A 12,656-nucleotide genomic window follows, 5' to 3' on the forward strand; every position below is an offset into this window, starting at 1 on the left:
CATGCTGCATCGGCCAGTCGAACGGCCGGTGCGGCAGATCGCGCGAATTCGCGCAGGATCGTCGCGAAAGGCTTAGAAGGCGGGGATGGTCGATCTCTTCAGCATGTTCCGTCGGCGCCCCGCCAAGCGCGGCCGGCCAGGATTTGCGCGTCAGGACATCACCGCGCTTGGTGACGGCGTCGGCGGGCTCGTGACGAGCCCGATCCGGGACGCGCCGATGGCCCGCGACCAGGCGATCCATGCGCCCGATCAGTTCCAGGGTGACTATCAAGGCGACTATCAAGCCGAGGCGCCGCGTCAGCCGGCAGTTCACCCCGTCAGGGCCGCCGCCAAGCCGAACGGCGGTGGGCCGCAGCTCCTGAAGCGGCCCGGCTTCCTGGCTGTGCATAGCGTGGAAAAGGCCTTCGGCAGCCGCCAGGTGGTGCGCGGCGTCAGCATCTATGTGCGCCGCGGCGAAGCCGTCGGCCTGCTCGGTCCGAACGGCGCCGGCAAGACCACCGTGTTCTACATGATCACCGGCCTGATCAAGGCCGACCGCGGCGCCATCGAGCTCGACGGCCACGACGTCACCAAGCTCCCGATGTATCAGCGCGCGCGGCTCGGCATCGGCTATTTGCCGCAGGAAGCCTCGATCTTCCGCGGCCTCACCGTCGAGCAGAACATCCGCGCCGTGCTCGAAGTGGTGGAGCCCTCGCGCAAGAAGCGCGAGCAGCAGCTCGATTCGCTGCTCGACGAGTTCAACATCACGCGGCTCAGGAAATCGCCCTCAATCGCTCTGTCGGGCGGCGAGCGCCGCCGCGTCGAGATCGCGCGCGCCCTGGCGACGCGGCCGAATTACATGCTGCTCGACGAGCCCTTCGCCGGCATCGACCCGATCGCGGTCGGCGACATCCAGGACCTCGTCCGCCATCTCACCAATCGCGGCATCGGCGTCCTCATCACCGACCACAATGTCCGCGAGACGCTCGGCCTCACCGACCGCGCCTACATCGTCTATGCCGGCGAAATCTTGACCGAGGGGAGCCCGGATGAGATCGTCGCCGATCCGGACGTACGCCGCCTTTACCTTGGCGAGGAATTCCGCCTCTAGCCCGTTTTTGCGTTCGTCAAGGCGTGTACATCGGGCTCGGACTAAGATAAGCAAAAATCGGACCAATTTTTGGGAACGGTTCTTGCTTCATGGCGCTCACGCAGAGATTAGAGTTCCGGCAATCGCAGTCGCTGGTCATGACGCCGCAGTTGATGCAGGCGATCAAGCTGCTGCAATTGTCCAATCTCGATCTCACGACCTTCGTGGAAGAGGAGCTCGAGCGTAACCCCCTGCTGGAACGGGCCAGTGACGAGGCCCCCGCGGGCGAGGGCCCGGCCGAGGCCGGCCAGTACAGCGATGGCGAGGAGTCCGGCGGCCAAGGCGATGGCCTGGGCGATGACGGCTTTGGCGGCGGCGACGCGTTCGAGCCGGGCCAGGAAGAATGGATGAGCAAGGATCTCGGCACCCGCGCCGAGATCGAGCAGACCCTCGACACGGGCCTCGACAACGTCTTCTCCGAGGAACCGGCCGAGGCCGCGGCGCGCAACGCCCAGGATGCCGCGCCGACCACCTATACGGAATGGGGCGGCGGCGCCTCCGGCGACGAGGACTACAATCTCGAGGCCTTTGTCGCGGCCGAGTTGACGCTCTCGGACCATCTCGCCGAGCAGCTCTCGGTGGCCTTCACCGCGCCTGCCCAGCGCATGATCGGCCAGTATTTGATCGACCTCGTCGACGAGGCCGGCTATCTGCCGGGCGATCTCGGCCAGGCCGCCGAGCGCCTTGGCGCGACGCAAGCCGAAGTCGAGGGCGTCCTTGCCGTGCTGCAAAAATTCGATCCGCCCGGCGTCTGTGCGCGCAATTTGAGCGAATGCCTGGCGATCCAGCTCCGCGAGCTCGACCGCTACGACCCCGCGATGCAGGCTCTGGTCGAGCATCTCGATCTCCTGGCCAAGCGCGACATCGTGGCCCTGCGCAAGATCTGCGGCGTCGATGACGAGGACATCGCCGACATGATCGGCGAGATCCGCCGTCTCAATCCCAAGCCCGGCATGAAGTTCGGCTCGGCGCGTCTGCAGACCATGGTGCCCGACGTCTATGTCCGCCCGGGTCCCGACGGCGGCTGGCATGTCGAGCTCAACAGCGACACCTTGCCGCGCGTGCTGGTCAACCAGACCTACTATTCCGAGCTGTCGAAGAAGATCGGCAAGGACGGCGATAAGTCCTATTTCACCGACGCGCTGCAGAACGCGACCTGGCTGGTGCGCGCGCTCGACCAGCGCGCCCGCACCATCCTGAAAGTTGCAACCGAGATCGTGCGCCAGCAGGACGGCTTCTTCACCCATGGCGTGGCGCATTTGCGGCCGCTCAATCTGAAGGCCGTGGCCGACGCCATCCAGATGCATGAATCCACGGTGTCGCGTGTCACCGCCAACAAGTACATGGCGACCAATCGCGGCACGTTCGAGCTGAAATATTTCTTCACGGCCTCGATCGCCTCGGCCGACGGCGGCGAGGCGCATTCCGCCGAAGCCGTCCGCCACCACATCAAGCAGCTGATCGATTCGGAGGAGCCCGCGGCGATCCTGTCGGACGACACCATCGTGGAACGCTTGCGCGCCTCGGGCATTGATATTGCCCGCCGCACGGTCGCGAAGTACCGCGAAGCCATGCGCATTCCTTCCTCGGTGCAACGTCGCCGCGACAAGCAGAGCGCTCTTGGTAACGTCCTCACCACCGCCTTGTCCGATCGCTCCCGCAACACCGAACCGGCCTGATTGCGCTGGCGCGAAATCGCGCTACTCTCGCCCCCCCGTCGAGACGGATCCAAGCACGCGCATGATCCGGAAAAGTGTCCAGCGGTTTTCCTTCCCGACAAACGCCAAAGGCGTTTGCGGGGAGAGCATGCGCAGGAAATCTTCCAAAGGTGCGATGACGTGGCATCGCACCGCGAGCACGTGAACCAAGCGAGGCATCACATGACTCTCAGAATCTCGGGAAAGAGCATCAGCGTCGGCGAGGCCCTGCGTGGCCGCGTTTCCGACCGCACCGACGAGGTGCTGCGCAAATATTTCGACGGCAATTATTCCGGCCACATCACGCTCAGCAAGGACGGCTTCGGCTTCCGCACCGATTGCGCCCTGCATCTCGATTCCGGAATCACGCTGGAGGCCGATTCGAACGCGCCGGATGCCTATGCCAGCGCCGACCAGGCGCTGCTGATGATCGAGAAGCGGCTGCGTCGCTACAAGAACCGGCTCAAGGACCGCTCCGCCCGCAAGGCCCATGTCGCCTCCGAAGCAATGGCTGCGCTCGATGCCACCAGCTACGTGCTCGAGGCGCCGGAGGGCGAGGACGAGGTCACCGGCTACAGCCCCGTCATCATCGCCGAGGCCACCACTTCGCTGAAGCCGCTGTCGGTCAGCGAGGCCGTCATGGAACTCGACCTGAGCGGGGCTCCCTGCCTGGTCTTTCAGCACGGTTCCAGCGGCCGGGTGAACATCATTTACCGCCGGGCCGACGGCAATGTGGGCTGGATCGACCCGCCCGGAGCCAAAACGGATGCCGGCGCGGATGGCAAGGGGAACAGCGCGGCCGGGGGATAGGCAAAAGCCCGGCCCCGTACCATCCGCAGGCCTTAATAATGACCGGGGCAAAGCCGCACGCGGGAGTTGGCACCGGGATTGCGTTGGAGTAGAAGCGCCCCACATCAGGACTTAACGGGATTTGGGCTAAGTCCTCCTCCTGCTTGACCTTCTTGACGCCGGCCCGGCGTGGTTTCTCTCCAAGCCGGCCAATTCGGAACCTGACGGTTTAATTCACCTCGGAAACCCTCCATGCCGATTACCGATCTGGTCGCACCCGAGGCGATTCTCCCGGCATTGAAGGTCAACAGCAAAAAGCAGGCCCTGCAGGAGCTCGCGGCGAAGGCCGCCGAGCTGACCGGGCAGAACGAGCGCTCCGTGTTCGAGGTGCTGCTGCAGCGGGAGAAGCTCGGCACCACCGCGGTCGGCTATGGCGTTGCCATTCCGCACGGCAAGCTGCCCAAGCTCGAAAAGATTTTTGGCCTGTTCGCACGTCTCGACCGTCCGATCGATTTCGAGGCGATGGACGGCCAGCCGGTCGATCTCGTCTTCCTGCTGCTCGCCCCCGAAGGCGCCGGCGCCGATCACCTCAAGGCCCTCGCCCGCATCGCCCGCCTGTTGCGCGACCAGGACATCGCCAAGAAGCTGCGCGCTTCGCGCGATGCCCAGGCGATTTACTCTGTGCTGGCACTGCCGCCGGCCACCGCGGCGTAACTTCGCGGTCAAAGGCCGGATCGACTCTGGCCTCCCGGATCGCCCGGCATTGCCGGCGTCGCGCCCTGCCCTGGGGATCTGCAGGTAGACGCTCCGAAAATTTTCCCGCTTGAGACGCACGGCATATTGGGCGGCGTCAAAATCCGCTAACAGTCGTTCGAAGCTGTGGACTGAGCGGACGTGATTTGGAATGGAAATGCGTCGTTGCGCATTGGCGCGGCGGGGGAGAACGGCGCGGGGAACCGGGCCTCGGCCGGCGGATGCCCGGCGTATCGTCCAGAAGCTACCCGCCTGGCAAGACGCCCAGGAGATCCCCTCGGTGCCGGCGTTGGAGCCGGCGACAAACCGCCAATCATCGATATCGTTGGGTTCAGGCTGCGCTTTTGCTCGAATTGATGTCCGGGCCAATCGAGGCCCGCTCGCGGCGCAAGTCCCGGGAATGTCGACCGCGCGAAGGCGGTCGCGACGCGCGGTAGGGGACATCGGCCGTGCTTCAGGAAGGTCAGCTCAGGGCCAGCCCACAAATCGGTTCGGATTCCGAGGCATACGAAAGCGCGATCTGGAAAGCGCGCAGCGTCGGTGTGGAGAAGCTTGCCAGAAACGTGATCCGCGGTTCGATCACCGTCAACGTGGTCGCGTCGATGGGGGTCTTCCAACCCGCGCTGCTTCCCGCAGAGTGGAGCAATCTGCAACAGGCCGTTGCGCTCGTGATGTGGGTCATCCTGATCTACGCCAGTGTCTTCGTGCGTCCACGCGTACGCGTGCAGCCGAATCCCGATCTCATCGCGCTGGTGGCATTCTATTCCCTCGCTGCCATTTCCGTTCTCTGGACCAGTCTCGCCGTTGCGGCGATCATGAAGAGCGCGGCTCTTGTGGTGACGACCTTCGGTGCGTACTGCCTCATTACCCGTATCGACGTGAACGAGATCGTCGGATCGACGGCACTCGGGTTCTTCATTCTGGTCGCCGCCTCGGCCTTGTGTGCCGTCTTCGTGCCCGAGATCGGCGTCGACCAGAGCTGGATGCACAATGGCCAGTGGCAGGGAATCTACGAATCGAAGCAGACGCTCGGTTTCATCAGCGCATATCTGATGTTCTTTGCCTGCTATCAGAAGATGACCGGGCAGGGATGGATCGCTTTTCTCGCGACGTTTCTCCTGGCGTCGACGTGCGTCATCGCCTCGGAATCCCGTGGTGCCGGCGCCGTTGCCGTTGCCGCGTGTGGGCTGCTCGTCACCTCGATGTGGTCGATCCGCTGCATGAGAGTCTATGCGGTGCTGCCATTCATCATGTGCATTCTGGCCGCCCTGCTGTTTCTGTATTTCTATCTGACGGGGTACGATTCCTTTCATCTCGGCGGCGAATCGACCATCGACTTGACCGAGCGGACTTTCATTTGGCAGTACGCCATCAGCCATTTCAACGACGCGCCCCTGCTGGGCTTTGGCATCAACGGATTCTGGACGCGCCCTTCGATTTACGACTACTTCAACCAGAACCATGGCTGGGTGCTCGACAATTATCATAGCGGTTACATCGCGGTGGCGATTGAAACGGGATTTCTGGGATATTTGCTGTTCGTCGCGAGCGTCTATCTGTTTTCGGAAAAGGTCTTGTACTTGATCGCCACCCGGTCGATCGATCGTTCCCATTGCGCTCTCATCATCGGATTTGTCGTCCTGAGCTTTCAATCGAATTTCACGGAGACGATGTTCCTCCGCTCGACGATGTTCACGTCGGTACTTCTCGTCGCGTTCTTCTTCGCGGTGTGCAGGCCGGTGCCGCAGCAATCCCTGCTGCGATGATGGAGAAAGCAGCATGAATGCCATCTGCGCCCGCTGGTTGGTGACCTTCTGTCTCACCTTGGCGATCGCCATGCTCGCGATCTGCTCTCGGGCCGACGCAGCCAAGCAGGGCACCGCGCGCTCCCCAGGAGAGTTGGGGCGCGGCATCAACATCCTCGGCTACGACGGCATCTGGGAAGGAGGTCGGAACGCGCCATTTCGTCTGGACAACCTCACGGCCATCCGAAAGGCCGGGTTCTCGCACGTTCGGATCAATTTCTTCGGCTTCAAGTTCATGGGCGAAGGGAATCTGCTCGATGAAATCGTCTTGAAACGGCTTGATGCCGTGATCGAAGAGGTGCTCGCCCGGAAGCTCATCCCCATTCTGGACGAGCACGATACGGATACTTGCCAGCGCGACGTGTCCGGATGCGCCGAGAAGCTGAAGGCATTCTGGACGCAAATCGCCGGGCGCTATGCCGGAAGATATCCGAAGCTTGTCTTCGAGGTCCTCAATGAGCCCGGCGGGCAGATGACGTCGACCAGCTGGAACGCCCTTCTGAACGAGTGTCTCGGCATCATCCGCACCAGCAACCCCGGACGGACGGTCATTGCTGCCGTTTTCAACGTCGATGACATGCCGGTCGAGGAACTGGCCCTGCCATCAGATGACAGAAATCTCATCGTGACGTTTCACTATTACGCGCCGATACGTTTCACGCATCAGGGTGCGCCGTGGTCCCCAACGTTTTCGCGGCTCGGGCCACTCGATTGGGGCACTCCGGAGGACGAACGGAAGGCACTCGCCGATTTCGACAAGATTCGTATCTGGTCCGAAAAGGAAAAGCGCCCGATCTATCTCGGCGAGTTCGGCGTGTACGAGCGCGCTCCGACGGACGCCCGGACGCGATATCTGTCGTTCGTGGCGCGGACTGCGGATCGGCTTGGCTGGGCATGGGCCTATTGGCAGTTCGACCATGATTTCGCGGCCTTCGACAGCGCGCGTCAAACCTGGAAGCCGGACATCCTGCGGGCGTTGATCCCGGCGGTGCGTTGAAGCGCGCGTTCGGGATCGAGAGTCGAGCCCACTGCGGCCTCACGCACCGTCATTGCGAGGAGCGTCATCGTGTCAAAATGAAAACGGGCACGCCTTCGCAAGAAGGCATGCCCGCTGGAAACTCTGTTCGTGCGACGTGCGCTCAGTGCACGCTGACGGCTTGCAGCTCGTTGCTCCAGGCATTGGCGATCGCGGCTTCGCGGCTGTCGGTCAGCATGATCGGCGTGCCGTCGGCAGCGTGGAGCGCGAAGAGTTTTAAGCCCGGCGCGATTTTCGGTGCTTCGGGAAACAGGCCCGGCACGTCCTCGGAGCGGATCTGCTTCACATAGGCGATATGGCCTTCGCCAAGGGTTGCCAGGGTCTCGGGTGAGACGTTCTTGGCTTCGTATTCGAACGCAACGTGACCTTCACTCATGGTCTCGACTCCTCTGGAACACTAAGCGGTCGAGTCCGCTACTCGTTCCATTATTCGTGCTCATTGATAGCGATTGTCTTAACGATCCTCTCCGGTTCAGGCCGGGCCAGATCGATCGACAACAACCCGTTCTTCAGATCCGCACCCAGCACCAGCATCCCCTCCGCCAGCACGAAGGTGCGCTGGAAGTGGCGCGCGGCGATGCCGCGATGGATGTATTGCCGGGACTTGTCGTCCTGCTGCCGCCCGCGGATCACGAGCTGGTTTTCCTCAATGGTTACATCGAGTTGGTCGCGCGTAAATCCGGCGACCGCCAGCGTGATACGCAACCGCTCGGGCTGGCCGTCCGCGCCGCCACACCTCTCGATATTGTAGGGAGGATAGCCGTCGGCGCCTTTGACGACGCGATCGAGCACGCGCTCAATCTCGTCGAAGCCCAGAAGGAACGGACTGGATAACGTGGGAACACGAGACATAGTTTACAAAGTCCTCGCAGAAGCGACTTTGGTGCATCAGGGCCCGTAGAGGCGCCCCTTGATCAGCAATATGGGCATGTTCCCGTGCTGGTTCAAGCAGGTAGCCGGGGAGCTGTGGATTGGCCATCTCCAGCCGTCATGACTGGGACGAGCCCGGGCATGACGAATTCAGCTGGCGATTTATCTCAACAAAAACAGACCCCCTTCTACTGTGCATGGGGTTGTTTTTGCGTTTTGTGGTTTCCGGCCCCTCGGAACGGATCAGGCCTCCAGCCGCGTCCGCCCGTCGCCGCTGAACAAATGCAGCTTCGTCCGCACCGCCGCCACCCGGATTTTCGCGCCGATCGCTGGGGCCTCGGTTCCGGGAATGCGGACGATGATCTCGCCGGGCGGCAGCTCGCCCGGCGTGGCGGCGACACGCTGCTCTTCCTGCTCGCGCGAGCCATAGACGAAGGTCTCGGCGCCGACGCGCTCGATCGCTTCCACCGTCAGCGGCAATGCGACGCCGCCGGCCGGGGTCTGGTCGGTGATGACGAAGTCTTCCGGGCGGATGCCGAGGATGCCGGCGTCCGCCGCCGCGCTGCCGGCGAGCTGCGATCTGATCTCCTCGGGGCGCGTCGACATCAAATTCATCGGCGGTGCCCCGATGAAGGAGGCGACGAAGGTGGTCGCCGGCTTTTCGTAGATCGCGAGGGGATTGCCGACCTGCTCGACCTGGCCGCCATTCATCACGACGAGAACGTCGGCGAGCGTCATGGCTTCGAGCTGGTCGTGGGTGACGTAGATCGACGTGGTGTTGAGCCGGCGCTGCAATTTGCGGATTTCGACCCGCATCGCGATGCGCAGTTTCGCATCGAGATTCGACAGCGGCTCGTCGAACAAAAACACCTTCGGCTGGCGCACGATGGCGCGGCCCATGGCGACGCGCTGGCGCTGGCCGCCGGAGAGCTGGCGCGGCTTGCGTTCCAGCATCGGTGACAGCTCGAGCACGCGCGCGGCTTCCTCGACGCGGGTCTTGATCTCGGCTTCCGCCATGCCGCGGTTGCGCAGGCCGTAGGCCATGTTGTTGTAGACGCTCATATGCGGATAGAGCGCGTAGTTCTGGAACACCATCGCGATGTCGCGATCGGCGGGCTCGACCTGGTTGACCACGCGGCCGCCGATGTCGATCTCGCCGCCGGTGACGGTCTCGAGGCCCGCGACCATGCGCAGCAAGGTGGACTTGCCGCAGCCGGAGGGGCCGACCAGCACGCAGAACTGTCCGTCGCCGACATCGACGTTGACGCCCTTGATGGCCTCGAAGCCGCCGAGATAGGTCTTGCGGACGTTGCGCAGGGTGACGTTAGCCATGGATTGCACCGGCGAGTAGCGAGTAGGGAATGGCGAATGGGGATTGGTTGACACGCAAGGCTGACGCAGCGACCCCATTCGCTACTCGCCATTCACCATTCGCCATCTTCACTTTTCCGTCTCGACCAGGCCGCGCACGAACAATTTCTGCATGGCGACGACGACGAACACCGGCGGCAGCATGGCCAGCATGGCGGTCGCCATCACGATCGGCCATTCGGTCAGCGCGTCGGTGGTGGTGATCATCTTGCGGATGCCGACCTGGATGGTCTGCATGTCGTCGCGGGTGGTGATGAGCAGCGGCCAGAGATATTGATTCCAGCCGAGGATGAACAGGATCACGAACAGCGCCGCCATGTTGGTGCGCGACAGCGGCAGCAGTGTATCCCAGAAGAAGCGCAAGGGGCCGGCGCCATCGATGCGGGAGGCTTCCAGGAGCTCGTCCGGCACCGTCATGAAGAACTGTCGGAACAGCAGCGTCGCGGTGGCCGAGGCGATCAGCGGCAGCGCGAGGCCCGCGTAGCTGTCGAGCATGTGCAGATCGGCGACGATCTTGTAGGTCGGATAGATTCGGACCTCGACCGGCAGCATCAGGGTGATGAAGATGATCCAGAAGATCGGCATCCGGAACGGAAAGCGGAAATACACGATCGCATAGGCCGAGATGATCGAGATCGCGATCTTGCCGACCGCGATCAGCAGCGCCATCACCAGCGAGTTCAGCATCATGTTGCCGACAGGCTCGCGGGTCGAGCCGCTCGTGCCGACGAAGATGGTTTGATAATAGGTCTCGAAGAAATGACCGCCCGGCAGCAGCGACATCTGCCCGTTCGCGATCAGCGCGTTGTCCTGGGTCGAGGCGACGAACGCGATGTAGACCGGGAAGGCGACGATCGCGATCCCGATCCAGAGAATGATGTGCGCGACGTAGCGCCGAAAGCCCTCTTCCTCGACCATCAGTAGGTCACCTTGCGTTCGACGAAGCGGAACTGGATGCCCGTCAGCACGATGACCATGACCATCAGGATCACCGATTGCGCCGCGGAGCTGCCGAGATTGCCGCCGAGCAGGCCGTCGGAATAGACCTTGTAGACCAGCGTTTCCGTCGACTTGCCGGGTCCGCCGCGGGTCATGGTGTCGATGATGCCGAACGTGTCGAAGAAGGCGTAGACGATGTTGACGACCAGCAGGAAGAAGATGGTCGGCGACAGCAGCGGGAAGGTCACGGTCCAGAACCGGCGCATCGGGCGCGCACCGTCGATCGCGGCGGCTTCGAGCACGCTTCTTGGGATGCTCTGCAGGCCGGCGAGGAAGAACAGGAAATTGTAGGAGATCTGCTTCCAGGCGGCGGCGAGGATGATCAGCGTTGCCGCCTGGTCACCGTCGAGCAGCGGATTCCAGTCGATCCCGAGCGCGCGCAGGTAGCGCGCGATAACGCCCAGCGAGGGATGCAGCATGAAGATCCAGAGCACGCCGACGACCGGTGGCGCCACCGCATAGGGCCAGATCAAGAGGGTGCGGTAGAGCATCGAGCCGCGCAGGGGCTTGTCTGCCATGACGGCGAGCAGCAGCGCAAAGGACAACGACGAGACCGCGATGGCGAACGAGAAGAAGAAGGTGCGGAGGATCGCCTCGAAATAGGCGGGCTCCCTGAACAGATCGAGATAGTTCTCGAACCAGACGAAGCTCGTCGACAGGCCGAAGGCGTCCTGGAGCAGGAAGGACTGGATCACCGCCTGCAGGGCCGGCCAGTAGAAGAATAGCAGGACGATCGCGAGCTGCGGCGCAACCAGCACGTAAGGCAATAGCTTGGATTGGAAAATGGCTTGCTTTTGCATGGTGCCCGCCGAAAGCGGCAGGCCGGGGGACCGGCCTGCCGTCATCGCCTCACTTGACGGCGGTCTTTTCGAACTGCCGCAGCATCGTGTTGCCGCGCTCGACGGCGGCATCCAGCGCCTGCTTGGCTGTCTTCTTGCCGGCCAGCGCCTGCTCGATCTCTTCCGACCAGACGTCACGCAGCTGGACCATGTTGCCGAGGCGCAGACCGCGCGAGTTCTCGGTCGGCTCCTTGTTGGTCAGCTCGAGCAGCGGGGTCTCGAGATAGGGCTGGTCCTTGTAGAAGCCCTCGGCCTTGGCCTTCTCATAGGCCGCCTTGGTGATCGGCAGATAGCCCGAGGCCTTGTGGATGTAGACCTGACGATCGGTGTCCGAGAGGAAGGTCAGGAATTTTGCGACGCCCTTGTATTCGTCGGCCGGCTTGCCGCCCATGACCCAGAGCGAAGCGCCGCCGATGATCGAGTTCTGCGGCGCACCCTTTGCCTCCGGATAATACGGCATCGGCACAGCGGTGAAGTTGAACTTGGCCTGGGCCTTGACGTTGCCGAAGAAGGCCGACGAGGTCAGGTAGATCGGGCATTCGCCCGAGGTGAAGCGGCCTTCGCCGGTGTTGGTGCGGCCGGCATAGTCGTAGACCTTGGTCTTCTGGAGCTCGACCAGGTTTTCGAGATGCTTGACCTGGAGCGGCCCGTTGAACTCGAGCTTGGTGTCGAAGCCGTCGAGGCCGTTGGCCTTGCTGGCGAGCGGCACGTTGTGCCAGGCGGAGAGCTGCTCGAGATTGACCCAGGTGACCCACGAGCCGGAGAAGCCGCAGGTGTCATGACCGGCAGCCTTCAGCTTCTTGGCTGCCTCGAACGTTTCGGGCCAGGTCTTCGGGATCGCGACATTGGCCTTCTTCAGCTCGTCGAGATTGACCCACATGACGGTGGACGACGAGTTGAAGGGGAACGACAGCATCTCGCCCTTCGAGGTCGAGTAGTAGCCGGTGATGGCGGGCAGGTAGATCTTGGGATCGAACTTCTCGCCGGCCTCGGCCATCAGCTTGTAGACGGGCTTCACGGCGCCGGTCGCAGCCATCATGGTGGCGGTGCCGACCTCGAACACCTGCATGATGTGCGGCGCGTTGCCGGCACGGAACGCCGCGATGCCCGCGTTCATGGTGTCGGCGTAATTGCCCTTGTAGGTCGGAACGACCTTGAAGTCGCTCTGCGACGCGTTGAAGTCGTTGGCGAGCTTGACGATGACGTCGTTGTTGGCGCCGGTCATCGCGTGCCACCACTGGATTTCCGTCACGGCCAGCGCCGGCGAGGCCGTCATGCCAACCGTGAGTGCAAATGCGGCAGCCGCCCCAAAGTGTCGAAGAGCCATCAAGTAAACCTCCCTTGGCCGTCAAAAGAAGCGCTTGCGCT

At 62.8% G+C, this 12,656-nt stretch carries 12 protein-coding genes; 6 read left to right on the plus strand and 6 right to left on the minus strand.

The annotated features are described in order from the left end of the window. The first annotated feature begins 85 nt into the window (after positions 1 to 85). The 6 genes from lptB to GGD66_RS26770 all read left to right on the plus strand — a co-directional run bounded on the left by lptB (position 86) and on the right by GGD66_RS26770 (position 7,170). Positions 86 to 1,090, plus strand: a complete 1,005-nt coding sequence (gene lptB / locus GGD66_RS26745; protein WP_092251416.1) for an LPS export ABC transporter ATP-binding protein — start codon at positions 86 to 88, stop codon at positions 1,088 to 1,090. Positions 1,091 to 1,179: 89 nt separating this feature from the next. Further along, positions 1,180 to 2,808 carry an RNA polymerase factor sigma-54 gene (gene rpoN, locus GGD66_RS26750; protein WP_183259487.1) on the plus strand — a complete coding sequence of 543 codons (1,629 nt, stop codon included), beginning with the start codon at positions 1,180 to 1,182 and terminating at the stop codon, positions 2,806 to 2,808. A 201-nt stretch (positions 2,809 to 3,009) separates the two neighbouring features. Continuing rightward, the gene (hpf, locus tag GGD66_RS26755) at positions 3,010 to 3,636 is read left to right on the plus strand and encodes a ribosome hibernation-promoting factor, HPF/YfiA family (RefSeq protein WP_018323447.1); all 627 of its coding nucleotides are present in this window, start codon (positions 3,010 to 3,012) and stop codon (positions 3,634 to 3,636) included. Positions 3,637 to 3,867: 231 nt separating this feature from the next. After that, complete coding sequence (ptsN, locus tag GGD66_RS26760; protein WP_008141251.1) at positions 3,868 to 4,329, plus strand: PTS IIA-like nitrogen regulatory protein PtsN; 462 nt, start codon at positions 3,868 to 3,870, stop codon at positions 4,327 to 4,329. A gap of 488 nt (positions 4,330 to 4,817) precedes the next feature. After that, complete coding sequence (locus tag GGD66_RS26765) at positions 4,818 to 6,134, plus strand: O-antigen ligase family protein (RefSeq protein ID WP_312014188.1); 1,317 nt, start codon at positions 4,818 to 4,820, stop codon at positions 6,132 to 6,134. A gap of 13 nt (positions 6,135 to 6,147) precedes the next feature. Then, a complete protein-coding gene (locus GGD66_RS26770; protein ID WP_183259488.1) occupies positions 6,148 to 7,170 on the plus strand; it encodes a glycoside hydrolase family 5 protein in 1,023 nt (340 codons plus the stop codon). A gap of 142 nt (positions 7,171 to 7,312) precedes the next feature. Here GGD66_RS26770 and GGD66_RS26775 read toward each other — a convergent pair whose 3' ends face one another. From GGD66_RS26775 to ugpB, 6 genes are all read right to left on the minus strand, one after another. Further along, positions 7,313 to 7,585: a DUF1150 domain-containing protein gene (locus GGD66_RS26775; RefSeq protein ID WP_007598581.1), complete on the minus strand. Its 273-nt coding sequence runs from the start codon at positions 7,583 to 7,585 to the stop codon at positions 7,313 to 7,315. A gap of 50 nt (positions 7,586 to 7,635) precedes the next feature. Next, entirely contained in the window at positions 7,636 to 8,061 is a 426-nt protein-coding gene (locus GGD66_RS26780) for an Hsp20 family protein (protein WP_018323442.1), read from the minus strand. Positions 8,062 to 8,322: 261 nt separating this feature from the next. Then, positions 8,323 to 9,411, minus strand: a complete 1,089-nt coding sequence (locus tag GGD66_RS26785) for a sn-glycerol-3-phosphate import ATP-binding protein UgpC (protein WP_183259489.1) — start codon at positions 9,409 to 9,411, stop codon at positions 8,323 to 8,325. Between the two features lie 108 nt (positions 9,412 to 9,519). Next, positions 9,520 to 10,368 carry a sn-glycerol-3-phosphate ABC transporter permease UgpE gene (ugpE, locus tag GGD66_RS26790; RefSeq protein ID WP_092251420.1) on the minus strand — a complete coding sequence of 283 codons (849 nt, stop codon included), beginning with the start codon at positions 10,366 to 10,368 and terminating at the stop codon, positions 9,520 to 9,522. Beyond that, entirely contained in the window at positions 10,368 to 11,249 is an 882-nt protein-coding gene (gene ugpA, locus GGD66_RS26795; protein ID WP_018323439.1) for a sn-glycerol-3-phosphate ABC transporter permease UgpA, read from the minus strand. Before ugpA ends, ugpE begins: the two co-directional genes overlap by 1 nt. A gap of 49 nt (positions 11,250 to 11,298) precedes the next feature. Continuing rightward, positions 11,299 to 12,615 (minus strand): sn-glycerol-3-phosphate ABC transporter substrate-binding protein UgpB, encoded by a 1,317-nt coding sequence (ugpB, locus tag GGD66_RS26800; protein ID WP_018323438.1) that lies wholly within the window; start codon positions 12,613 to 12,615, stop codon positions 11,299 to 11,301. Between the last annotated feature and the right edge of the window lie 41 nt (positions 12,616 to 12,656).

The sequence above is a fragment of the Bradyrhizobium sp. CIR48 genome, from assembly GCF_014198315.1.
In the GTDB taxonomy this organism is placed as follows: domain Bacteria; phylum Pseudomonadota; class Alphaproteobacteria; order Rhizobiales; family Xanthobacteraceae; genus Bradyrhizobium.

Excerpts from the sequence above, each read along its gene's own strand:
- lptB (WP_092251416.1), top strand. The coding sequence starts at position 86 with ATGGTCGATCTCTTCAGCATGTTCCGTCGGCGCCCCGCCAAGCGCGGC.
- rpoN (WP_183259487.1), top strand. The coding sequence starts at position 1,180 with ATGGCGCTCACGCAGAGATTAGAGTTCCGGCAATCGCAGTCGCTGGTC.
- hpf (WP_018323447.1), top strand. The coding sequence starts at position 3,010 with ATGACTCTCAGAATCTCGGGAAAGAGCATCAGCGTCGGCGAGGCCCTG.
- ptsN (WP_008141251.1), top strand. The coding sequence starts at position 3,868 with ATGCCGATTACCGATCTGGTCGCACCCGAGGCGATTCTCCCGGCATTG.
- GGD66_RS26770 (WP_183259488.1), top strand. The coding sequence starts at position 6,148 with ATGAATGCCATCTGCGCCCGCTGGTTGGTGACCTTCTGTCTCACCTTG.
- GGD66_RS26775 (WP_007598581.1), bottom strand. The coding sequence starts at position 7,585 with ATGAGTGAAGGTCACGTTGCGTTCGAATACGAAGCCAAGAACGTCTCA.
- GGD66_RS26780 (WP_018323442.1), bottom strand. The coding sequence starts at position 8,061 with ATGTCTCGTGTTCCCACGTTATCCAGTCCGTTCCTTCTGGGCTTCGAC.
- GGD66_RS26785 (WP_183259489.1), bottom strand. The coding sequence starts at position 9,411 with ATGGCTAACGTCACCCTGCGCAACGTCCGCAAGACCTATCTCGGCGGC.
- ugpE (WP_092251420.1), bottom strand. The coding sequence starts at position 10,368 with ATGGTCGAGGAAGAGGGCTTTCGGCGCTACGTCGCGCACATCATTCTC.
- ugpA (WP_018323439.1), bottom strand. The coding sequence starts at position 11,249 with ATGCAAAAGCAAGCCATTTTCCAATCCAAGCTATTGCCTTACGTGCTG.
- ugpB (WP_018323438.1), bottom strand. The coding sequence starts at position 12,615 with ATGGCTCTTCGACACTTTGGGGCGGCTGCCGCATTTGCACTCACGGTT.